Consider the following 23,951-nt stretch of genomic DNA (forward strand, 5'->3'; position numbering starts at 1 on the left):
CTCGTAATGCCAAATTCCGCTTATTTCGTTTCAACCGACAGGCAATAATCAGCACCTGTATTTTATTGCCGGCAATTTATAAACTAACAAGTAATACAATGAAAATTTTAAAAACGCACTACCGGGCGGCTTCCGCCGTGGTGTTAAACCGTCCCGGATAAGCTGAATGACTACCCGAAATTCCAGATTAAATGAACCCGATAAACCAAATTAAATTATGAAATATAGATTTACTCTCTTAAAAAGTTTTTCCGTATTGCTTTTAATGATGATGCTAACAGGCATTGCTCAGCTGGCAAACGCGCAAACAAAAATTAATGTAAAAGGTGTTGTAAAAGATGCCACTGGTAATGTGCTGCCGGGTGCAACTGTAAACATCCAGGGCACAACCCAATCAACCACAACCGATGTTAACGGTGCTTTTAAAATAGAGGTTGCCGAGGGCTCCACACTAAAAATCTCTTTTGTGAGCATGGTAGCCAAATTCATCGCGGTAACTAAAAATACCACAACATTAAACATAGTGCTTGAAGACAGTAACAAGCAGCTTAATGAAGTTGTAGTAGTTGGTTACGGCACGCAAAAACGCTCGGATGTTACGGGCTCGGTTACAACGGTGCCAAAGTCGCGTTTGTCGCAATTGCCAGTTACAAACGTTTTACAGGCTGTAGAAGGTGCCGTTGCAGGTGTAACTGTAACCACATCATCGTCTATTCCTGGCCGCCAGCCTTCTGTTACCGTTAGGGGCCAAAATTCTATTTCGGCAGCTTCGGGACCTTTTGTGGTGGTTGATGGTATTCCTCTTACCAAAAGCGGCGGATCCCTTAATGATATAAACCCTAACGATATTGCTTCTATGGAGATACTTAAAGATGCTTCTGCAGTAGCTATTTATGGTGCCAACGGCTCACAGGGTGTTATCCTGATCACTACAAAACGCGGTACTACAGGTAAACCTGTTATCCGTTACAATGGTTATGCAGGCTATGAAAACCTCGGGCACATCCTTGAACCGCGTGATCCGGCCTCATTTACACAGAAATTCCTTGATTATGAATCACAAAATCACTTAACCCAACAATTTCCGGAGCCTGTATACAATAACTCGGAAAGAGCTAACTATGCTGCGGGGCACACTATTGATTGGGTGAAAGAAGTTACCCAACAAGGTTTTATGCAGGATCATAACCTAAGCGTAACAGGTGGTACCCCTGATGTTAAATACTTTTTATCTGGCGATTACCTGAAACAGAAAGGTGTAATAAAAGGCTATCAGTATAACCGTGCAAGTGTGCGTTCAAATTTAGATGTAAATGTAACCAGTTTCCTGAGTGTAGGTGCAAACCTGTATTTTGCTAACAATAACTACGATGGTGGCAGAGCAAACTTATTGAATGCGACAGCCATGAGCCCTTATGGTAACGAGTATAATGCCGATGGTACTTACACCATTTATCCGATGGCTCCTGAGCAGTTATATGTTAACCCATTGCTTGGCTTAACTACTGACCAGATAAACCGTAGTGTAAACCTTAGCGGTAATGGTTATGCCGAAATAAAATTTGGAGGTGTGCTCAAAGGCTTAAAATATCGTTTAAATGCAGGGTACACTTACCTGCCTACACGTGTAGATAGCTATAGCGGCCGTTTGGCTAATACGCCTTTAGGTTCTGCAACTGCGTTAAGTTCTGAGACCAACAGTTACACACTTGATAACCTTTTACTTTATACCCGCGATTTTGGCAAGCACCGCATTGATTTCACTGGTTTATACAGCGCTCAGCAACGTAAGTATTTCACTTCTGGAATAGCCGGTACCGGTTATATAAACGATGAGCTGTCATTTAACCAGATTGGGATTGGCGCAACGGTTTCAGGTGCAACGGTAAACAATTCATTCTCGGGTACTTATTCAGACAGGTATGCGCTTAATTCGCAAATGGCCAGGTTGAATTATTCATATGACAGCAGGTACCTGGTAACCCTTACCGTTAGGCGTGACGGATCATCTGTGTTTGGAGCAAATACTTCAAAATATGGCTGGTTCCCTGTTGCGGCCCTTGGTTGGAATGTAAGTAATGAAGATTTTCTTAAAAACTCAAAACTGATCAATAGTCTGAAACTTAGGGCATCATACGGTAAAACCGGTAACGAGGCGGTAAGTGTGTACAGAACCATAACATCTGACGGTACGGTAAGGTTCCCTTTTAACGGCGTAAGCAGTGTTGGTATACAGGCAAGTAACCTTGGTAATGGAAACCTGCATTGGGAAAGCACTAATCAGGCCAATATCGCGGCAGATTTTTCTGTGCTGAACAGCCGGATCAGCGGTACCGTGGAGTATTATGATTCAAGAACAACCGGATTGTTGTTAAATCGCGCCCTACCAACTATAACTGGCTATAATGTGGTGGTTGATAACATTGGTAAAGTAGCAAATAAAGGTATTGAGGTAACATTAAATACCCGCAATATTGATGGCAAAGATTTTAGATGGGAAAGTACCATTGTGTTTGCATCAAATAAAAATAAAATTGTTGCCCTTTATGGCGATGGCAAAGATGATATAGGTAACAAATGGTTCATCGGTAAACCTATCAATGTGATATATGATTATAAAATGACAGGTGTTTGGCAAACTGGCGAAGATCCTTCAAAACAGGATCCGGTTGCTAAGCCAGGCGATTTGAAATTTGCCGATATTAACGGCGATGGTAAGATCACTGCCGATGGTGACAGGGTTGTATTGGGCCAGCAAGATCCGAAATGGACCGGCGGTTTAACCAACACGTTTCATTATAAGAATTTTAACCTAAGCATCTTCGTACAAACGGCACAGGGCATGTTAAAAAATAACGCCGATTTAAATTATGCCGATGAATCGGGCAGAAGAAATACACCTGCTGCAGTTGGCTATTGGACACCAACCAACAACAGCAACGAATTTCAGTCATTAACCTATACTAATACACGTGGTTATGGTTATCCGCGTAATGCCAGTTATACACGTATTAAAGATGTGACCTTTAGCTATGTAGTTCCTCAAAGGTTGCTTGATAAAGCGGGCATAAGTGGTTTAACCTTTTATCTAAGCGGTCGTAACCTGAAAACTTTTACAAACTGGATAGGATGGGATCCTGAGGCCAGTTACTCAACCCGCGGATCGGGCGATTGGACAAATAATTATCCACAAACCCGTACAATCATTTTAGGTGCTAATATTTCTTTAAAATAACTAACCCGTAAAAGACATGAAAAATTATTCAGCAATATTACTCTTTGCAGGGGTGTTAACAGCGTTTGCATCTTGCAAAAAATCATATCTCGACGAAAAACCATACTCGTCATATACTCCCCTTACCGTTACCGATTCATTGGGGATGGAGGCATCGGCAATAGGTTTATATAATCTTGAAACCGGTATCCTGACGTATTCAAGCGCACAGGGTTGGCCAAGTGTTTGGCAGGTAGGTACTGACGTGGCCAACGCTACAGCTCAGCAGCAGGGTATTGAGGTACCTTATTACAATTATGCCCTTTTAACATCAACAGATGGTGCTGCCAGCTATATCTGGAGCAAATACTATGCGCTTATCAATAATGCCAATATTATAATTGATAATGCCGAAAACCCAGCAAATACAAAACTAGGCCCTGTAGGTAAAAAGCAGGTAGAAGCTGAGGCTAAGTTTTTCAGGGCTTATGCTTACAATAACCTGGTGACCTTATTTGGTAAAGTTCCGCTTACAGATCATGCTTTAACTGCTCCTAAAACAAACTTTACCCGTGCTTCGCTTGACGATTTAAATGCGCTTATTGTAAGTGACCTTACCTATGCAAGTACCAACCTGTCCGATTTAAATGCAGGTACTTCTAAAACCAATGCCCAGGGTAAACCGGTAGGCCGGGCCAATAAATATATGGCTATGCAGCTATTAGCAGAAGCTTACCTGCGTATAGGCAAAAACGACCTGGCCGAGCAACAGGCCCAGACAATTATCAACAGCGGTAAATTTAGTCTGATCAAAGCCCGTTATGGTGTGAGAGCAGCCGGTGCCGGCGATTACTATTCGGATATGTTTGTATATGGCAATGAGCGCCGTGCTCAGGGAAATACCGAAGCCATCTGGGTACTTGAGCAGGAAAACCCATCTGTAGTAGTTGGTGGCAATGTGGATAACGCCCAGCAGCGCCGTGTATGGGGCGCGGCTTATTACGCAGTTCCAGGAATGTTGCCATGTGATTCTTTGGGCGGCCGTAGCATTGCCAGGTTAAGATTAAGTAACTGGGTGCTTTACGGCCTTTATCCTCAAGGTGATCTTCGTAATTCAGAAAATAGCATTAAAAGGCAGTACTATTATAACGACCCTGCTTTCCCTGCTTTATTAGGTAAAAAGGTGCCTTTTGCAGGGGCAGATACCTTGTTCAGGATTTGCCCAAGTACTACTAAATGGGGCGCTTTTGATCCTAATGATACTTTTGGGTATGCAATGATCAAGGATTTTATGATGATGCGCCTTGGCGAAACTTACCTGTTACTTGCTGAAGCACAGTTTAAGCAAGGCAAAACTGCTGATGCAGCCGCTTCAATTAACGTATTAAGAACAAGGGCCAATGCACCACAGGTCACAGCCGCTCAGATAACCCTTGATTTTGTGCTTGACGAACGTGCCAGGGAATTGATAGGAGAGGAAAACCGCCGCCAAACCCTGATGCGAACAGGCACACTGGTTGACAGGGCTACGCGGTTAAACAGTAACGATGCTGTGCACCCTACAAGCGGACTTGCGGCTAAAAATATGCTGCTGCCTATTCCGCTATCAGAAATTCAGTTGAATAAAGATGCAGTGCTGGAGCAAAATCCTGGTTATTAATTAAAACACAAATAAAAAGTAAGGGCAATATTGATTGCCCTTACTTTTACTTTTTATGAAGCTATACCATTTAAGATCACTGTTTTTTATTTATATCCTGTTTGGAAGTGCTATTGCTGCATCTGCCCAAACCGGCAAAGTAGCTACCTCTACTATAGGTTTAGGTTGGGCAAATAATTCTGTTAATACGGTCGTGTTTCGAAAAAACGCTCTCGTTACTTTTAAGGGCGAACAGTACGCAGCTTATTATAATAACGATCAGGTTTTAGTGTTGGCTAAGAGAAAAAGCGGATCTGCTAAGTGGCAGGTTACCGCAACGCAGTATAAAGCCGATGCTGCTGATGCCCATAAGGATATCAGTATCATGGTTGATGGTGCCGGCTATTTGCATGTTGCCTGGGGACATCATAACCAAACCTTGAATTATGCCAAAAGCATTAAGCCCCGAAGTCTTGTTTTGGCGGCGCAACAAAGCATGACGGGTATTACCGAAAACAAGGTAAGCTACCCCGAGTTTTATCATTTACCAGGCGGCGATCTGCTGTTTGTTTATCGCGATGGTGGTTCGGGCAATGGTAACCTGGTTATGAACAGGTATAGCATTGCTTCTCAAAAATGGGTTAATGTGCAACAAAACCTTATCGATGGCGAAGGCAAACGCAATGCCTATTGGCAAATGTGCATCGACAAAAAAGGAACAATCCATATTTCATGGGTATGGCGTGAAAGCCCGGATGTAGCAAGCAATCATGATATGTGCTATGCCCGGTCAAACGATGGAGGCTTAACCTGGGAAAAATCGACCGGCGAAAAATATATTCTTCCAATTAATGCCGCTAATGCGGAGTACGCCTGCAAGATACCACAGCACAGCGAGCTCATCAATCAAACATCAATGTTTGCCGATGATCAAGGCAATCCTTTTATTGCAACCTATTGGCGCGATAGCAGTACTACAATACCACAATATCATATTGTTTTTAAAACCAGCAGTAGCTGGCGTTCAGAGAGCCTTGGTTTCAGGAAGACTGCTTTCAGTCTTGGCGGAACAGGTACTAAACGGATCCCAATATCGCGCCCGCAAATTATTGCCTGGAACAGGAGCGGGAAACAATCAGCCGCAATTATTTTCAGGGATACCGAACGTGGGGATAAAGTTTCGGTGGCTGTAAACAATGATCTGCAAGGTGCAACCTGGCAGGTTAATGATTTAAGTTCTGAATCAGTAGGAGAGTGGGAACCAACTTATGACACCGAGTTATGGAAAGATAAAAAGGTGCTGAGCCTGTTTGTACAAAAAGTAACCCAGGTTGATGGTGAAGGAAAAGCCAGCATACCGCCCACTAATGTGCAGGTATTGGACTGGAAGCCCTTGAAGTAGTAAGCCTTAAGTCAGAAGTTTCAAGTTGAAAATTAAATTAAAGCGTGATAAATAAAAAGCCCGGATGAAAAAGCTCATATTTTACTTCATATTAATAAGTGCACCATTTTGCGTATCTGCCCAAAGTAAAAAGAATACCGCGCAGGTATCTGATAGAAAATTATGGTTAAGCTACATGGATAAGGTGGCCCGGCCGGTGATCAGCAATCTTGCAGCCGACCAGCTTAAAGAAAAGATGCCTATGAAGCTATCCGATAAAATTGATAATAAGGAAAGCCGTGCTAAAGTGGGGTATCTGGAGGCTTTTGGCCGCACCTTATGCGGCATAGCGCCATGGCTGCAATTGGAGGGCGGTGATCCTGTTGAAGTAAAACTTCGTGAGCAATACAGGGCCTGGTCTTTAAAGGCTATTGCAAACGCAGTTAATCCGCAGGCCAAAGACTATCTGCAATGGAGCGGTGGCCAGCCCTTGGTTGATGCCTCATTTGTTGCTTTTGCTTTGGTACGGAGCCCATGGCTATGGGAGCATCTTGATGAAGTAACCAAAAAACAAGTAATTGAAGTAATGAAGACTACCCGCGCAACGGTTCCGGTATACTCCAACTGGATTTTGTTTTCGGGGATGATAGAGGCATTCTTTTGCAAATATGATCTGGGCTACGATCCGGTAAGGGTTGAGTTTGGCATCCGCGAATTTACCGAGCATTGGTATGTGGGCGATGGCATGTATTCGGATGGGATGAGCTTTCATCTCGATTATTATAACAGCATCGTGATCCATCCCAATCTGAGTACCATACTGGAAGAGGTTAACGCAAAAAAGAAAACTTATGCACGCGAGGAGCAAAGGGAACTGGCTGTAGGGAAGCGTTATACCGAAGTGCTTGAGCGCCTTATTAACGCTGATGGTAGTTACCCGGTAATTGGTCGTTCTATAGTTTATCGTGGCGGGGCCTTTCACCATTTAGCAAATATGGCCTACAAAAAGCAATTGCCCGAAAGTCTTAAACCCGCACAGGTAAGGTGCGCACTTACGGCCATGATCAAAAAAACGCTTGGTGCACCGCAAACTTTTACTGCCGATGGCTGGCTTAATATGGGCTTATATGGCAAGCAGCCCGGCCTTGCCGATTTTTACATTACAACAGGCAGCCTTTATTTCTGCGCTACTGCTTTCGTACCATTAGGACTGCCCGAAACCGATCCTTTTTGGGCAGATGCGGATGAACCGTGGACGGCTGTTAAAATTTGGAGCGGCCAGGATGCACCGGCCGATCATGCACTTGATATCAAAAAATAATACAAACATCTTTATATGAAATACTATCGCTTTTTATTGCCGGCCTTTTTGCTGCTAAGCATCATTGGCCGTGCGCAAACTAAATTAACCAGTTTTAGTCCGGGCGCTATTTGGCCTGATGATAAAGGGGTACACATTAATGCCCATGGGGGAGGCATCCTTTATAATAATGGCGTATACTACTGGTTTGGCGAACACAAAATTGCCGGGGATGCCGGCAACAGGGCAATGGTTGGGGTTCATTGCTATTCGTCAAAAGATTTATATAACTGGAAGGATGAAGGGATTTCGCTGAGTGTTTCATCCGATCCCACAAATGATATAGCAAAAGGCTGTATCCTGGAAAGGCCCAAAGTTGTCTATAACAAAAAGACTAAAAAGTATGTGATGTGGTTTCACCTTGAGTTGTTAGGCAAAGGCTACAGCGCTGCACGCGCCGGGGTTGCTGTAAGTGATAAGGTGACCGGCCCATACAAGTTCATTAAAAGCTATCGCCCTAACCCAGGGCAGATGCCTTTTTATCCGGCGCTTACTCCCGAAGGAGATAAAATAAACTGTGTTAATCCGGCCCGCGAAACCGATAAATATTTTTGCCGGGATCTGCCCGGCGGCCAGATGGCCCGCGACATGACCGTTTTTGTTGATGACGATGGCAAAGCTTACCACGTTTTTTCATCCGAAGAAAATTATACACTTGATTTGGCAGAGCTTACTCCCGATTATACTGGTCACACCGGTAAGTTTATCCGCATATACATCGGCCATCAAACCGAAGCACCTGCCTTATTTAAACGCAACGGAATTTATTATATGATAGGTTCGGGTTGTACCGGCTGGGCGCCAAATGCTGCCCGTTGGTTTAGTGCAAAATCCATCTGGGGGCCGTGGACTTACCACGGTAATCCATGCCAGGGGCCGGATAGTCAAATTACTTATGGTGGTCAAAGCACCCATGTATTACCTGTAGCCGGCAAAAAAGATGCGTTCATATTTATAGCCGATAAATGGACACCTAAAGATGCTATTGATGGCCGTTACCTGTGGTTGCCTATCAGCTTTAAGGGCGATGATATCGAAATAAACTGGGTGGATAACTGGAACCTTGACGTTTTTAAGAAATAAGATGCATCAAAACTATTACAATAGCAAAACGCGGAAGCGATAGGAAGACCATGAAAAAAACTATTATATCTTTTCTAACATTATTTCTGGCTTGGGGTGTCACGGGCTTCTGCCAAACGCCTAAGCATACCTTTGCCCTGGGCTATGAGGCTTTCCTGCTTGATGGGAAGCCTTTCCAGATGATTTCGGGCGAAATGCATTATCCCCGCGTACCGCGCGAGGCCTGGCGCGCCCGCATGAAAATGGCTAAGGCAATGGGATTAAATACCATTGGCACTTATGTGTTCTGGAATTTGCACGAACCTCAAAAAGGTAAATTTGACTTTACCGGCAACAATGATGTGGCCGAGTTTGTACGTATAGCCCAGCAGGAAGGCCTGTGGGTGATTCTTCGCCCAAGTCCTTATGTATGTGCCGAGTGGGAGTTTGGCGGATATCCTTACTGGCTGCAGAATGAAAAAGGCCTCGAAGTACGTAGTAAAGAAGCTCAATATCTTAAAGAGTATGAAAGCTATATTAAAGAAGTAGGCAAGCAATTGGCCCCGCTGCAGATAAATCATGGCGGCAATATCCTGATGGTACAAATTGAAAATGAGTACGGATCGTATGGCAGTGACAAAGAGTATTTGGGGATTAATCAAAAACTATTTAAAGAAGCCGGTTTTGACGGATTGCTATACACCTGCGACCCTGCACCCGACCTGGTTAACGGTCATTTGCCGGGATTGCTCCCCGCTGTTAACGGTCTTGACAACCCTGCAAAGGTTAAAAAGATCATTAACGAAAATCACGATGGGAAGGGCCCATATTATATTGCCGAGTGGTACCCTGCCTGGTTTGATTGGTGGGGAACTGCCCACCACACTATCCCTGCCGAACGCTATGCGGGCAGGCTTGATTCTGTACTGGCAGCGGGTATCTCTATCAATATGTATATGTTTCACGGCGGTACAACACGTGCGTTCATGAATGGCGCTAATTTTAAAGATACTTCGCCTTATGAGCCGCAAACAAGCAGTTATGATTATGATGCGCCGTTAGATGAGGCGGGTAACGCAACTCCAAAATTTATGCAGTTCAGGCGGGTGATTCAAAAATATTTGCCTGCTGGCGTGCAATTGCCTGATGTGCCGGTGGCTAAACCGGTAGTTACTATACCTGCTTTTAAGCTAACACAATCGGTAAGCTTATTGAATTCCTTGCCGGCGGCTAAGGAAAATATAAGCCCGCTCACTTTTGAAGACCTGCACCAGGATTACGGCTTTGTACTATACCGCACCGTTTTAAACGGAAGCAAAAGCGGGCAGCTTAAGCTAAAAGAGCTTAGGGATTATGCTGTGATCATGATCAACGGTAAAAAAGTAGGCACGCTCGACCGAAGGCTTAACCAGGATAGCCTGTATTTAAAGCTGCCTGCTGGTAAAGTAAGGCTTGATATTTTGGTAGAGAACCTTGGCCGTATCAACTTTGGTAAGTATCTTTTGCAAAATAAAAAAGGGATCACCCAACAAGTGCTTTTGAACGGAAAGGAAGTACAACATTGGAAAATGTATTCGCTGCCGTTTCATGATTTAAGCACTGTTAAATTCACTGCGGCTAAGCAGAATGGACAATCGCCGGTGATCAGGAAAGGGGGTTTTAACCTGGATAAAGTGGGTGATACTTATCTTGATATGAGCAATTGGGGCAAAGGTGAGGTGTGGGTAAATGGCCATAACCTGGGCAGGTACTGGGGCATCGGTCCGCAGCAAACCTTATACTTGCCGGTTGAGTGGTTGAAAAAAGGTTATAATGATGTTGAAGTACTTGAACTGCTAAAACCAGAGCAAGAACACTTAGCGGGCATTGATAAACCGATATTAGACGTAGTAAAACCTTAAATAAGCTTAAAGCCGAAGGCTTAAGGCTCAAAGCTCAATGCTTTTTTACGTTAAACTATTAAGAGCTTTGAACTTTTTGCTTTAAGCTCTTTTAATAACAGATATAAAATACTATTTACAATGGCAAGAGTAGCATTTAAAATGAAACTTCATGAAGGTAAGACAGCCGAATATAAGGCCCGGCACGATGCCATCTGGCCCGAATTAAGCAGTTTGCTTAAGGATGTGGGGATCAGTAATTATTCTATCTTTTTAGATGAGGATACAAATTGGCTTTTCGGTGTAATGGAGGTTGAAGACCAGGATGCCCTTGATCATCTGCCGGATACCCCAATTATGAAAAAATGGTGGTTATACATGGCAGATATTATGGATACCAATGCCGATCACTCGCCTGTGAGCATACCCTTGAAAGAAGTGTTCTTTTTGCCATAAAAGGCTAACGTACTATTGAAAAGCGTCATTGCGAGGCACGAAGCAATCCCCTGTAAGCAGATCCGCCCTGTATAGTTTGGGATTGCTTCGTGCCTCGCAATGACGCTTTTATATTAAAATGGCTGTCATGCTGAGCCTGTCGAAGCATGGTGGGTGGGCCTTTGTGCGCGAGTCTTCGACAGGCTCAGACTGACAGCCCACCACGCTTATTCCCACCACACTTATTGTTGCTGCTACCTATCCCTTAACAACCATTTCTGTTGTTTTGTGCTTTCTTAACATTAGCCTAACATAGCAGCCTTACATTTGAGCCAAAACAACTCTTTGGCATGTATCCTGCACTTACTGATGAAGCGTTGATGGGGCTTATCCAGCAAAGCAACCCCGTTGCCCTTGAAACTCTTTTTAATCGTTATTACAAAACCTTATGCCAGTTGTGCACGGTGTACACTAAAGATTATACTGTTGCCGAAGAAATTACTGCCAATCTTTTCATTAAACTTTGGGATAACCGCGATACTGCCATCCTTAATGTAAAGAGTTATCTGTTTGTTGCTGCCAAAAACCTCTCCTTAAATTATATCCAAAAAAAGAAGGATCCGGTACATTCTATCGAAGATGTCGACCTTCAGGGCCATGTATTAAAAGACAGGGATAATCCTTTCAAAATCCTTTCGGGCCGCGAATCATACAATAAGATTTTAAGTTTGATAGATACGCTGCCAACCAGTCAAAGGCAGGTATTGCTTATGAGCCGTATTGATAACCTTGATAAAAATGAGATAGCCAAAGTGTTGGGTATTTCTGTTCGTACGGTTGAAACTACACTTTATCAATCTATCAAAAAACTTCGTCAGCTATTAAAAGGGCAGCACAATTTTACTTCCGAGAGTTAATGATTTCTTAATACAAACTTAACCAAGTTCGCTACGTATCGGCTACGTAAAATCAGTCTTTAAGGTCAGAGACAGATTTAATGGAAGATAATAGCTACCGCTTAATAGTTGAATATTTTGAAAAAACCATCAGCGACGATGGTTTAACGCAGTTACAGGAGTGGATTGAGGAGAGCCCTGAAAACCTTGCCCAGTTTAGTGAAACCATCCAGATACTGGAAGCATCCAAAACGTACTTTAAACAGCCCGAGCATGCCGGAAGCAGCTGGGCCAGGATCAACGCGCATATAACCCAACCGCAAATACAGGTAATTAAACACAGTTCTAAATTTAACTGGATGGCTTATGCTGCCGCTTGTTTGCTCATTTGTACTGCAGGTTGGTTTGGATATCGTTATTTCAAACAGTCACCGGTTTTGGTTTATGAAGAGATCAGCAATGTTGATGGCAAGCATTCAAAAATAATGCTGCCAGATAGTTCTACAGTTTATTTGGGTGGTGGCAGCAAACTCAGATACGCCAAAAACTTTAGCGGCGAAAAACGTGATGTAACGCTTAATGGTGAAGCTTTTTTTGATGTGGTTCATCAGGCTAAACCATTTGTAGTTAAAAGCGGCGATATCACCACTGTGGTATTGGGCACTTCATTTAATATCAAAGCCTACCTGGCCGATCATAAAGTAGCTGTAACCGTGAAAAGCGGTAAAGTAGGGGTGATGGCCAATGTGCAGGGAAAACCTCAAATGGTTAAATACCTGGTAAAGAACGAAGAGATCAGCATCAACACCCAAAACGGTATCTACACATTTAACAACACCGATGCATCGGCAGTAACTTCATGGATCAACAACGAATTTGTTTTTTACAACACAACTTACAGGGAGATAGCCGCTTCGCTGGAGCATCATTATGGCGTTAAAATCCGGTTTACAGAACAGGATTTGGGCAATGTAAGGCTTACAGCCAAATTGAGGGGAATGACATTGACAGATGCCATGGAAACCCTCAGCGCGCTATCAGGATTAGGCTATACGCAAAAAGGCGATCAACTATTTATTTCAAACAATAATCAAAAAGGAGGAAGTATAATGAAATAGTATTTACCCGGCTCTTGGTAAAAGCCTGGACGTTGCTGGTAACAACCCCAGGCTTCAGAATTTTGACAATTTAAACTCACGGTTAGACAAGTATAAATTAAAGTAAATATATGAAAAAGTTATGGTTATTAACCATGCTGTTCTTTTTACAATTGCCTTTCGGCGGTATAAACGCTAAGGCTCAAACAGTAACAAACAAAAGGATCACGTTTGGTGCCGAGGGTACCATGCTAAAGGATGCCTTTCAGCAAATTGAAAAATTAAGCGATATCTCCATTAGCTATAACAATAGCCTGCTTGATGATAAACGCAAAGTACACATAACAAAAGCAGAGCGCTCTTTGGGCGAAACACTTGACCTGCTTTTAAAAGGAACAACCTGCACTTACAAAGCGGCAGGCGAACGTAATATCCTCATCATTGCAAAAACACAGGATAGGGGTAGCATTAAAGGGAAGGTGGTTGATGAAAAATCAGAACCACTTCCCGGTGCTACTGTAAAAGTTCCGGGGACCGGGGCCACTGCTATCAGCGGCGTTGATGGTTCATACACATTAAATATTGTGCCGGGTACTTATACGGTTGAGGCAAGCTTTATCTCTTATGAAACTAAGAGGATCCAGAATGTAAGTGTTAGCTCGAATGCTAATACCGTTTTAAATATCACACTTAGCCCTGCCGATAATAAACTTAATGAGGTTGTGGTAACAGCGCTCGGCATCAAAAGGGAAGATAAAAGTTTGGGTTATTCGGCACCGGTTATTAAAGGCGATCAGTTAACTAACGCCCTTTCAGGTAACTGGACGGATGCATTATCTGGTAAAGTAGCCGGTTTAAACCTGATCCGTTCAAACAGCGGTCCGGCCGGATCAAATAAAATTATCCTGCGTGGTGAAAATAACTTAACCGGTGATAACGAAGCTTTGATAGTGGTTGACGGTGTGGTAATTAACCAGGGTAGCGGCAGGCGCACAAGCAACTCCGGCGAATCGGCCTACGGTACCAGCAGCGATAACATGCCGGCCGACTATGGCAGCAATCTGAATGATATCAACCCGGAAGACATTGAAACTGTAACGGTATTGAAAGGCCCGGGTGCGGCGGCACTTTACGGTCAGCGTGGTGCTAATGGCGCCATTATCATTACCACAAAATCAGGTAAAAAACATAGCGGTTTGGGTATCACCTTTAATTCAAATGCAAGTCTTGAAAGCGTAAACCGCTGGCCCGATCTGCAATATGAATACGGACAAGGTACTGCAGGATCACGTTATTATTCGTATGGTGCTGGTCCTGATGGAGCAAGTACCAGTGCAACGAGTTCAGCCTACGGCCCCAAGTTTGACGGTCAGCTTTTTTACCAGCTTGATCCTGTTACGCAAAAACAAAGCACAACACGTACGCCCTGGGTACCGTACAAAAACCAGATCCGCGATTTTTTTGATGTTGGTCAAACTTTCACCAACTCGGTAAGTGTTGATGGCGGCAGCGATAAAACAACGGCCCGTTTTTCGGCAACCAACGTAACCAACCACTGGATAACGCCAAATACAGGTTATACCCGTAACAGCATCGCTTTATCGGTTAACTCCAAAATCAATGATAAGTTAACCATCAACGCCAAAGTAAATTATAATAACAGAAATAGCGATAACTTACCGGGCGCAGGCTACGGTAACCAATCATTGATGTACTGGTTTATTTTCTGGCAGCCAAATGCCAATTTAAACTGGTTAAAAAACTACTGGAAAAACGGACAGGATGGTAAAGCCATATTCTATCCTTTTAGCTCATTTCCTGAAAACCCTTATGCAGTATCTTACGAGTTTATCAATAAATCAAACCGCAACTCGGTTACCGGAAACGTTGAAGCGCTTTACAATGTAACAAAAGAGTTTAGCGTACAGGTTCGTGCTACTTTAGATATGGGTTATGAGCAGCGTGCGCAGCAACGTCCGTATGATGCCGGTACCAAATACCCTAAAGGCTCATATCGTACCCAAAACATTTATTCGGAAGAGCAAGGTGCCGATTTCCTGTTGAAATATAACAAGAAGGTAACACACGATGTTAATATCACTGCTACCGCCGGTGGCAGCATGTTGCGCAATAATTATAACCGCGATGAGGTACGTGCCGACTCGTTAGTATATCCGGGTGTGTACTCGATGGCTAACAATGCTGGTCCGTTGGTTACGCTGCCATATAAATCAAAATATGCTATCAACAGCTTTTACGGCTTGTTATCTACATCTTTTAAAGATTATTTGTATGTGGATTTAACAGCCCGTCAGGACTGGATCAGTACACTGGCTACCGCTAACCGTACCGATCAGGTTGGTTTCTTTTATCCATCGGCAAGCATGAGCTTCTTACCCTCTGAAGCATTTAAGCTACCTAAATTTATTGACTATGCAAAAGTAAGGGCATCGCTCGCCGGTGTGGGCAGTGGTACAACAAATCCTTATCAAACCTCATTTAATTATGTATCGGCAGGTAGTACTTATGCAGGTGGTTTGCAAAATCCGCGTACGTTATCAAACCCCGATCTGAAACCATTGCGTACTACCACACTTGAAGTTGGTGCCGAAGCAAGGATGCTCAATAATCGTTTGGGTTTTGACATTGCTTTATACACAGGTAATACTAAGAATCAGATCCTTAGCCGTACTGTCGATCAATCGTCGGGTTATAACCAGGCAGTTATCAACGTGGGTAAGGTAAGTAACAAGGGTATCGAAATTACATTAAATGGAACGCCTGTACGTAAGTCCAACGTATTTAGCTGGAATGTTACAGCAACATTCAGCGCCAATAAAAATACCATTGAGCAGCTTGCAGACAGCGCAGTAGTATTACGTAATGGCCCGACGGGTGGTGGTCAGATTGTGGCGCGTGTAGGTGGTAGCATGGGCGATATGTATGGCCGCGGTTATTTACGCTCGCCAGATGGACAAATAGTTTACGATGCATCTACAGGTTTTGCCAAATTAGCTGATAACCTGGTTTATCTTGGGAACACTATTCCTAAATGGAAGGCAAGCATGGGGCACGATTTCAGGTATAAGCAATTTAACCTGCACCTGTTGTTTGATGCCCAGGTTGGCGGCGTATCATATTCGCTTTCAAACTATAAATTGGCAGAGCAGGGTAAAACAACACTCACTTTACCGGGCCGTTACAATGGTATCATCGGTAAAGGTGTGATCCAGAACCCTGACGGTAGCTATAGGCCAAACGACGTTATCGCAACCGATATCGATGGCTACTACCGCTCACACTACGGTATTGATAATGCCGAAGGCAACACGTTTTCAACCAACTTCCTGAAATTCCGCGAAGCGAGGTTTGATTATTCATTGAGCCCGCGTTTGGTTAAACGTCTTGGTTTAACGCGCGCTACGGTAGGCGTGTATGGTCGCGACCTGTATATCTGGACAAAGTGGCCAATCTTCGATCCTGAATTTGGTACACTTTCGGGCAGCGACATTGTGCAGGGATTTGAGATTGCACAGTTTCCATCAACCCGCACATTTGGTTTTAACATAGTTATTGGCATTTAATAATTAACAATATGAAAAGGAACGGATATATACTTATATCAATGATGATGTTGTTCGTTAGCATAATGTCGTCATGCAAAAAAGATTTTATTGAGCTTAATACCGATCCCAACGGTACACCAAACGCCCTGCCGCAGCAATTACTGGCCCCGGCGCTGGTGAATACTTTAGGCACTAATATGCTTCGCGCCCGTAATTTTAATAACGAGCTGATGCAGGTTACCGTTGATGCAGGCGACTCGGAGGGTAGGGTGTTCAGGTATGATATTAAACGTACCTGGGCCGATGTTACCTGGAACGCCTGGTACACCCAGTTAACCAACTTTAAAGATATTTATGCTATTGCCAGTAAGGAGGTTACCTACAATAAAACCTACATGGGGATCTCGCTGATATGCCAGGCCTGGTTATATTCTTTACTTACTGATACTTATGGCGATGTACCTTACTTTGATTCTAACAAAGGAAAGGACGGGAATTTTACACCTAAGTTTGATAAGCAGAAAGATATCTACCTGGATATTTTCAAGAACCTGGAAGCTGCGGATACCTTGTTGAATGCCTCTGCAAACGTAGTGGCCGGTAGTGACCCGGTTTTTAACGGTAATGCTTTAAAATGGCGCAAGTTTGGTAACTCGCTTTATTTAAGGTTGTTGTTAAGGGTATCAGGTAAGGCCGATGTTTCTGCCGATGTGATAGCCAAAATCAAACAGATTGTTGATACCAACCCTGATGCTTACCCTGTCATGGGCAGCAATGATGATTCGGCAGTTTTAAGGTGGACTGGCTCCGGTTCTTTAACATCGCCGTTTATAGGTGGCGTACGTGAGCAGGACTGGCGGCAACCTGGCGTTTGCGAGTTTTTTGTAAACAATCTGGCTAAATGGGCCGATCCGCGACTGGTTAACAATCGCTGGTCTATATCAAGTTATCAGGGTGGTATCCAGGGGATCCCAAGTGGTTATGCGCCAGGTGAAAATGTTGGTATCAAATCATATTTTCAGTCTACCACTTCAACTACCACGTTAATGAACGATCCGTTGATGGGTAACATCATGAACTATTCTGAGCTGCAATTTATCCTCGCCGAGGCTGCTGCCAAAGGCTGGATAGCCGGAGATGCATCAGCCTACTACAAAAATGGTGTTCAATCGGGTATTACGTTCTGGATCCCGACATATACGGTACCGATAGACACCTATTTAACAGGTGCTGATATCACCTGGGATAATGCTGCGCCACTTGATGAAAAAATGGAAATGATCCATGTTCAAAAATATTACTCGATGTTTTATACTGATTTTGAGCAATGGTTTGAGTACCGCCGCACCGGGCACCCGGTATTACCCAAAGGCAACGGCTTAAGGAACAACGGCATTATGCCGGCAAGGCTGCAGTACCCGGTTTACGTACAATCGGCCAATCCGGATAGTTACAAAGCTGCTGTAGCAGCGCAGGGTGCCGACGAGATTAGCACACAGGTTTGGTGGCAAAAACAATAATAAACCGGTTTTAAACTAAGATATCCATAAAATGAAAAAGATATATTTATTACTGGTGCTTGCAACGGTTGTCAGTATTAATTCATGTAAAAAAAATAAGTATGCCGAGGGGACATTAAGCCCTATCATAGCTGTTGTTGACCTTCGCAGCATTTACAAGGGTTCGGACGTTGTGCTGAACAGCGACAATATGGGCGGGGCTAAAGAAATAGTGGGCGTAGTAATTTCAAACGCCGCAGCAGGTAACAGTCCGGTCGGAGTTTTAGTTGTGCAAAATAACCGCCGTAACGCAGTTAGGGGTATTTCTCTCGAAATAGGTAATGCAGCCGCAAACTACGTTCCCGGCGATTCGGTAGTAGTGCAGGTTAATGGCGCTACACTTACCAAAGTGAATGGCAGCATGCGTGTTAAAGGCCTTACCGAAGCATCGGTAAGCAAAGTTGGTGATAACAAGGCTATCAAAGTACAGTCTGTTCCTTCGGCTACCTTGTTGGCTTCGCCTGATGTTTATGAAGAAACGCTGATTACCATTGCTAAGGCTGTAACTGATCCGGAGCCGCAACAGGGTGAAACTTACGCGGGTGATAAAACCATCAATGACGGCTTTGGCAAAATAACGATGCATACCGAGGCTAATGCCAGTTTCGCTGCAACTGAATTACCATTCAGTGCCAACTTTAGTGGGATTCCGTTTGCCGTAACATCTGGTGCGGATACCAAATTGCAGCTTTGGCCGCGTACTATTGATGATGTGTTTACGCTTGCGGCAACCAAGCCATCGCCAATTATTATAACAGGATACCTTACTAATCCATCAGGCAGTGATGGTGATTATGAATACATCCAGTTTAAAGCAACTAAGGATATCGATTTTTCGGTAACCAATTATGCCGTAGTAACCTGTAATAATGCCGGTACTAATCCAGCTCCGGCAAATGGCTGGGCACAGGGATTGGCAAAAACCTATAAATTTAACCTTACTTCAGGATCGGTTAAAAAAGGAGAGTTCTTTTATGTAGGCGGTAATAAAAATATCTGGGGCAAAGGCTCAACCGATATCAGTTCATCAAACTGGATCAACAGTACCATGTATGCCGAAGTGCCCGGCGCTGATTTTGGTAATGTAACTACCAACCTGTTAGCTAACAGTGGGAACGTTGCAGGTATTGCCGTATTCACCGGCACAACTGTTACTGCTTCGAGTGTCCCTCTGGACGTAATTATGTATGGTGGCAGCGGTACGGTCTACTCTGCTGGTCCGCCAGAAATTGGTTACCGCATTACAAATACCGATTATTACAGCACTATTAACCCGGTAACCCGTACAGAACAAGGTTTTTATGGTGGAGGCTCCAACACATCTAAGCTCCCATTGCCAACTGATGGTTTATTTAGCCAGTTGGGTGGTGTTTATGATGCGCTTACTGGCAGGTGGGTAACCGGCAGGACAGTAACCAGCGTGCCGCTTACGCTGACCTCTCCGATTAGCACCATCGAGGCAGCTACTGGTGTAACAACAGTTCAAAATTAGAAATTAAAAAGCATCGGGTTGCGCGATTCCCCTCTTGAGAGGGGGGAGGGGTGTGTTTCTGCTTAGATAAGCATATCGCAAAGACACACCCCTTCTATCGCGCATTTCGTTCGCGACCCATCTCGAGAGGGGAATTTGAAATTTTCCCATCCACATTTACCAAAGCTCAACATCTGTTGAGCTTCGAAAACATAACCAAATGAACAGAAGATCATTTTTACAGGGCGTTGGCCTTATAACCGGCGGCGCGTTTATCTCGCTGCGTGCCAACGCCTTTACTAAAATATTTACCGGGGATACCGTTAAAGGTAAGGTTACAGCCGGAAAAAAAGGGATTAAAGACGTTGTGATATCCGATGGTTTTTCGGTAGTGCTTACCGATGACAAGGGTAACTACGAGCTTAAACCTAATGAAAAGGCTAAGAGTATTTTCATGAGCACGCCATCCGGCTATGAATTTAAAACAGATTATAATGTTGCCAGGCATTACGAAAACATCGGCGGCAGTTCGCATTTTGATTTTAAGCTGGAGCCGTTAAAAGTTGATGATAATAATCACCACTTCATCATCTGGGCCGATCCGCAGGTTAAAAACAAGAAGGATGTTAAGCAGATGATGGATACCTCGGTTCCGGATACGATCGCTACCATCAAATCATTGGGAAAAAATGCACTGGTACATGGTATTTGTGTAGGCGATATTGTATGGGATAATCATGAGCTTTTCCCTGCTTATAATGAGGCAGTGGCCCAAATGGGCATTCCGTTTTTTCAGGCGATAGGCAACCATGATATGGATTACCGGCAGGGAGGTGATGAAACATCGGATGTTACTTTTAAGCAGATCTATGGGCCAACCTATTACTCATTTAACCGTGGTAAGGCGCATTATGTTGTATTAGATAACGTGCGCTACCTGGGCGTAGAGCGGGAGTATGATGGTTATATCACCGAAGATCAGCTAAACTGGTTGGCGAAAGATCTGCAGTATGTAAAGAAAGATCAGTTATTGATCATCAACCTGCATATCCCGGTTTACAACCAGGTGAAAAACAACCAGGATTTTTATAAAGTGTTGGAAGGATTCAGTAATGTACACATCATGTCGGGCCATACTCATTACCATGATAACAATATCACCAACGGCATTTTTGAGCATAACCACGGTACAGTCTGCGGTGGCTGGTGGACAGGCCCCATTTGTGTGGATGGTACGCCTCGCGGTTACGGTGTATATTCAGTAAATGGAACTGATTTGAAATGGTATTACAAATCGACAGGATTGCTTGCCGAAAACCAGATCAGTGTTTATGCTGAGAAACTAACCGATCAGATGCGCCTTATTGCTAATGTTTGGAACTATGACCCGCAATGGAAAGTTGTGTATTATTTAGATGACAAACCAATGGGGGCTTTGTCAAAAGAACAGGGATATGATCCCTTATCGGTAAGTTTGTATAAAGGCGATCAGTTACCGGCAGGCCGTCATTTTGTGGAGCCTCATGAAACCGGGCACCTGTTTGTAGCGCACTTTGATCCATCGGTTAAAAAAGTTAGGGTTGAGGCTACCGATCGTTTTGGGAATAAATATTCAAGCGAATTAGATGCAAAATAAATTGAACATTGTTGCCGGAATAAGTCTTATCTTGTTATCAGGCTTTACTGTTGTTAAAAACATGGAATTTAAAAATGCGGATTTTCCTTCATTTAGTGCCGAAGCACATCGCGGCGGCCGGGGATTGAGGCCCGAAAATACCATCCTGGCTATGAAAAATGCCATCGACCTTGGTGTTGTTACAACATTGGAGATGGATACGCACATTACAGCTGATGGGCAGGTAGTATTATCGCACGATGAATACATCAATCCGTTATTCTCGCTCACGCCTGATGGTAAAGAGATCAGCAAGGAGGAAGCGAAAAACCTGATCCTCTACAAAATGAAGTATGAGGACCTCAAAAAATACGATGTAGGCTCAAAACCATACAGCAAATTTCCGCGCCAGCAAAAGATCAAAACCTATATGCCGCTGCTGTCTGAATTGATTGATTCGGTACAGCATTATATTAAGGTTAATCATAAAAAGCCGGTATTCTATAACATCGAAACCAAATGCTCACCAGAAGGGGATGGTATTTATAATCCCAGTCCGGAAGAATTTGCGGAGCGGCTAATGGCTGTCCTGGTCAAAGAGAAGATCCTGCCTTATGTGGTGATCCAATCATTTGATAAACGTACGCTACAGATCATCCACAAAAAATATCCCGATGTGCGCACCTCTTATTTGATCGAAAACAAAAAAACGTTTGAAGATAATATGGCCGATTTAGGCTTTACTCCATTCATCTACAGCCCGGATTATAAACTGGTTAACGCCGACCTGGTAAAGAAATGTCACGATGCAAAGATTAAAGTATTGCCATGGACAGTAAATACAAAAGCTGAGATTGAGCAGCTGAAAAGTTTAAGTGTTGATGGTGTAATTACGGATTACCCGGATTTGTTTTAGAGGCCGATATCCATAAAAATATGTCATTGCGAGCGCAGCGTGGCAATCGCACGGAAGCATGGCCGCCCTGTATAGTATGCGATTGCCACGTCGCGCCCAGGCTCATTTCAGTTTCGCTCCTCGCAATGACATGTTTTTATGTTCCTTTCTTGCGCTCATTTATAATGAGTGCTTAAAATGGACTTGCGTTTGTAACGCAACCGGGCGATGCAATCGCCAAACCATGTTAAGCGCTCGTTGCAAACGAGCGCAAGTTTAATTTCCAGCCACGCCAAATAAGCTGAATGTAATGTCAAATTCCGATAATCTAAACATTAAATTTAAATGTGATATTGCAGTTGTTAAAACGTTTTATCAATTTAACCAACAACCCAATCATGTTTAAATTACGAGCTATATGCTTTGTAGTGTTTTGTGCCGCTTCACTCTCACTAAAAGCACAAACGGCCCCGCAGCCTGTAAAACCGCTTGCTCAGCTTCAGCAGGAATTTGTCGATCTGCGTTTCGGTATGTTTATCCACTTTAACATCCCAACCTATATGGATCAGGACTGGGCAGATCCGGATGCCTTGCCAACTATCTTCAATCCTAAAAAACTGAATTGCGACCAGTGGGCGAAGGCGGCAAAATCGGCTAACATGACCTATGGTTGTATCACCACCAAACATCACAGCGGTTTTTGCATCTGGGATACCAAAACCACCGATTATAATGTGATGAACAGTCCGCTGAAAAAGGACGTTGTTAAAGAATATGCCGATGCTTTCAGGGCTAATGGCTTAAAGGTTTTCCTGTATTATTCTATCCTGGATACCCATCACAGGTTAAGGCCAAATATGATCACACCAAAACATATTGATATGGTTAAAGCACAGATCACCGAGCTGATGACTAAATACGGTGAAATTTCGGCCATGATCATTGATGGCTGGGATGCACCATGGTCGAGGATCTCATACGATGATGTTCCGTTTGAAGAGATCTACACACTGGTAAAATCATTGCAGCCAAACTGTTTGGTAATGGACCTTAACGGTGCTAAATATCCTGCTGAGGGCATGTACTATACCGATATCAAAACTTACGAAATGGGTGCCGGTCAAAGGGTGTCAACTAAAGATAACCGCATGCCTGCGATTGCCTGTTTACCATTGCAAGCTAACTGGTTTTGGGAAACAAGCCACCCTACAACCCCGGTTAAAGAACCTGCTAAACTGGTTAATGACATTCTGAAACCGTTAAATAATGTTGACTGTAACTTTATCCTGAACGTAGCGCCTAACCGTGACGGTTTGTTTGACGATAACGCACTTGCGGCACTTAAAGAGATAGGCAAGCTATGGAAAAACGAAGGTCCGGTTGCCAAGCTCTCTACATTGGATGCGCCGATCATATCATCAAACATTGCTAAAAATCAACCGGCAAGCTCAAGCTGGAGTGATGATTCGGCCATTATGGACTTTGCCAATGACGATGATTTTCATAGTTCATGGGTATCAAATCCCACCGTTAAGAATCCATGGTACGAGATCGATTTTAAGAAAGATCAGGCATTGAATACCATTGTCATTGCTGAAGAAAAACCGAATATTTCACATTACCGGTTAGAATATTACCTTAACGGAAGCTGGAAGCCATTGTTTGACGGTGAAAATGCTAACAAGATTAAAGTTCACCGTTTTGACAGGGTATGGGCCGGCAAGGTTCGTATCTCTGTAGATAAGGCCGATCACCAGGTGTCAATAGCCGAGTTCCAGGTTTATAACGAAAGAAGATAATACACTATAACTGACTGACTACTTACTAATGGAGACCCGCCTGCAAGGCGGGTTTTTTTGTGTACTGTACCTTGTTTTTGTA

At 43.6% G+C, this 23,951-nt stretch carries 15 protein-coding genes; all 15 read left to right on the forward strand.

Annotated elements, in window-relative coordinates; genetic code table 11:
• The first annotated feature begins 217 nt into the window (after positions 1 to 217).
• A complete protein-coding gene (locus BMX50_RS22745; protein WP_091214468.1) occupies positions 218 to 3,235 on the forward strand; it encodes a SusC/RagA family TonB-linked outer membrane protein in 3,018 nt (1,005 codons plus the stop codon).
• Positions 3,236 to 3,251: 16 nt separating this feature from the next.
• Entirely contained in the window at positions 3,252 to 4,874 is a 1,623-nt protein-coding gene (locus BMX50_RS22750; RefSeq protein WP_091214473.1) for a RagB/SusD family nutrient uptake outer membrane protein, read from the forward strand.
• A 55-nt stretch (positions 4,875 to 4,929) separates the two neighbouring features.
• Positions 4,930 to 6,255 carry a BNR repeat-containing protein gene (locus tag BMX50_RS22755; RefSeq protein WP_091214477.1) on the forward strand — a complete coding sequence of 442 codons (1,326 nt, stop codon included), beginning with the start codon at positions 4,930 to 4,932 and terminating at the stop codon, positions 6,253 to 6,255.
• A gap of 64 nt (positions 6,256 to 6,319) precedes the next feature.
• The gene (locus tag BMX50_RS22760) at positions 6,320 to 7,555 is read left to right on the forward strand and encodes a DUF2264 domain-containing protein (RefSeq protein ID WP_091214481.1); all 1,236 of its coding nucleotides are present in this window, start codon (positions 6,320 to 6,322) and stop codon (positions 7,553 to 7,555) included.
• Between the two features lie 15 nt (positions 7,556 to 7,570).
• Positions 7,571 to 8,677, forward strand: coding sequence for a glycoside hydrolase family 43 protein (locus BMX50_RS22765; RefSeq protein ID WP_091214485.1), 1,107 nt, complete (start codon positions 7,571 to 7,573; stop codon positions 8,675 to 8,677).
• Positions 8,678 to 8,727: 50 nt separating this feature from the next.
• The gene (locus tag BMX50_RS22770; protein WP_091214489.1) at positions 8,728 to 10,557 is read left to right on the forward strand and encodes a glycoside hydrolase family 35 protein; all 1,830 of its coding nucleotides are present in this window, start codon (positions 8,728 to 8,730) and stop codon (positions 10,555 to 10,557) included.
• A 120-nt stretch (positions 10,558 to 10,677) separates the two neighbouring features.
• A complete protein-coding gene (gene rhaM / locus BMX50_RS22775) occupies positions 10,678 to 10,992 on the forward strand; it encodes an L-rhamnose mutarotase (protein WP_091214492.1) in 315 nt (104 codons plus the stop codon).
• A gap of 329 nt (positions 10,993 to 11,321) precedes the next feature.
• Positions 11,322 to 11,888, forward strand: coding sequence for an RNA polymerase sigma factor (locus BMX50_RS22780; RefSeq protein ID WP_091214497.1), 567 nt, complete (start codon positions 11,322 to 11,324; stop codon positions 11,886 to 11,888).
• Between the two features lie 80 nt (positions 11,889 to 11,968).
• Positions 11,969 to 12,985: a FecR family protein gene (locus tag BMX50_RS22785; protein WP_091214501.1), complete on the forward strand. Its 1,017-nt coding sequence runs from the start codon at positions 11,969 to 11,971 to the stop codon at positions 12,983 to 12,985.
• 110 nt (positions 12,986 to 13,095) lie between these two features.
• A complete protein-coding gene (locus BMX50_RS22790) occupies positions 13,096 to 16,548 on the forward strand; it encodes a SusC/RagA family TonB-linked outer membrane protein (RefSeq protein WP_244281080.1) in 3,453 nt (1,150 codons plus the stop codon).
• 11 nt (positions 16,549 to 16,559) lie between these two features.
• Positions 16,560 to 18,050 (forward strand): SusD/RagB family nutrient-binding outer membrane lipoprotein, encoded by a 1,491-nt coding sequence (locus BMX50_RS22795; RefSeq protein ID WP_091214505.1) that lies wholly within the window; start codon positions 16,560 to 16,562, stop codon positions 18,048 to 18,050.
• Between the two features lie 31 nt (positions 18,051 to 18,081).
• On the forward strand, positions 18,082 to 19,581 hold the full coding sequence (locus tag BMX50_RS22800) for a DUF5689 domain-containing protein (RefSeq protein WP_091214509.1): 1,500 nt from the start codon (positions 18,082 to 18,084) through the stop codon (positions 19,579 to 19,581).
• A gap of 199 nt (positions 19,582 to 19,780) precedes the next feature.
• Positions 19,781 to 21,196 (forward strand): calcineurin-like phosphoesterase C-terminal domain-containing protein, encoded by a 1,416-nt coding sequence (locus tag BMX50_RS22805; protein ID WP_091214512.1) that lies wholly within the window; start codon positions 19,781 to 19,783, stop codon positions 21,194 to 21,196.
• Positions 21,186 to 22,091: a glycerophosphodiester phosphodiesterase family protein gene (locus BMX50_RS22810; RefSeq protein WP_091214515.1), complete on the forward strand. Its 906-nt coding sequence runs from the start codon at positions 21,186 to 21,188 to the stop codon at positions 22,089 to 22,091. The genes BMX50_RS22805 and BMX50_RS22810 overlap by 11 nt, the downstream gene beginning before the upstream one ends.
• 377 nt (positions 22,092 to 22,468) lie before the next feature.
• Positions 22,469 to 23,869, forward strand: a complete 1,401-nt coding sequence (locus tag BMX50_RS22815) for an alpha-L-fucosidase (RefSeq protein WP_091214833.1) — start codon at positions 22,469 to 22,471, stop codon at positions 23,867 to 23,869.
• Positions 23,870 to 23,951: the final 82 nt, after the last annotated feature.

This window comes from Mucilaginibacter gossypiicola (assembly GCF_900110105.1).
In the GTDB taxonomy this organism is placed as follows: Bacteria; Bacteroidota; Bacteroidia; order Sphingobacteriales; family Sphingobacteriaceae; genus Mucilaginibacter; species Mucilaginibacter gossypiicola.

What these genes read in the sequence shown, in the direction of transcription:
- BMX50_RS22795 (WP_091214505.1), top strand. Translation starts at nt 16,560, where the DNA reads ATGAAAAGGAACGGATATATACTTATATCAATGATGATGTTGTTCGTT.
- BMX50_RS22755 (WP_091214477.1), top strand. Translation starts at nt 4,930, where the DNA reads ATGAAGCTATACCATTTAAGATCACTGTTTTTTATTTATATCCTGTTT.
- BMX50_RS22760 (WP_091214481.1), top strand. Translation starts at nt 6,320, where the DNA reads ATGAAAAAGCTCATATTTTACTTCATATTAATAAGTGCACCATTTTGC.
- BMX50_RS22810 (WP_091214515.1), top strand. Translation starts at nt 21,186, where the DNA reads ATGCAAAATAAATTGAACATTGTTGCCGGAATAAGTCTTATCTTGTTA.
- BMX50_RS22770 (WP_091214489.1), top strand. Translation starts at nt 8,728, where the DNA reads ATGAAAAAAACTATTATATCTTTTCTAACATTATTTCTGGCTTGGGGT.
- BMX50_RS22750 (WP_091214473.1), top strand. Translation starts at nt 3,252, where the DNA reads ATGAAAAATTATTCAGCAATATTACTCTTTGCAGGGGTGTTAACAGCG.
- BMX50_RS22745 (WP_091214468.1), top strand. Translation starts at nt 218, where the DNA reads ATGAAATATAGATTTACTCTCTTAAAAAGTTTTTCCGTATTGCTTTTA.
- BMX50_RS22805 (WP_091214512.1), top strand. Translation starts at nt 19,781, where the DNA reads ATGAACAGAAGATCATTTTTACAGGGCGTTGGCCTTATAACCGGCGGC.
- BMX50_RS22765 (WP_091214485.1), top strand. Translation starts at nt 7,571, where the DNA reads ATGAAATACTATCGCTTTTTATTGCCGGCCTTTTTGCTGCTAAGCATC.
- BMX50_RS22815 (WP_091214833.1), top strand. Translation starts at nt 22,469, where the DNA reads ATGTTTAAATTACGAGCTATATGCTTTGTAGTGTTTTGTGCCGCTTCA.
- rhaM (WP_091214492.1), top strand. Translation starts at nt 10,678, where the DNA reads ATGGCAAGAGTAGCATTTAAAATGAAACTTCATGAAGGTAAGACAGCC.
- BMX50_RS22800 (WP_091214509.1), top strand. Translation starts at nt 18,082, where the DNA reads ATGAAAAAGATATATTTATTACTGGTGCTTGCAACGGTTGTCAGTATT.
- BMX50_RS22790 (WP_244281080.1), top strand. Translation starts at nt 13,096, where the DNA reads ATGAAAAAGTTATGGTTATTAACCATGCTGTTCTTTTTACAATTGCCT.
- BMX50_RS22780 (WP_091214497.1), top strand. Translation starts at nt 11,322, where the DNA reads ATGTATCCTGCACTTACTGATGAAGCGTTGATGGGGCTTATCCAGCAA.
- BMX50_RS22785 (WP_091214501.1), top strand. Translation starts at nt 11,969, where the DNA reads ATGGAAGATAATAGCTACCGCTTAATAGTTGAATATTTTGAAAAAACC.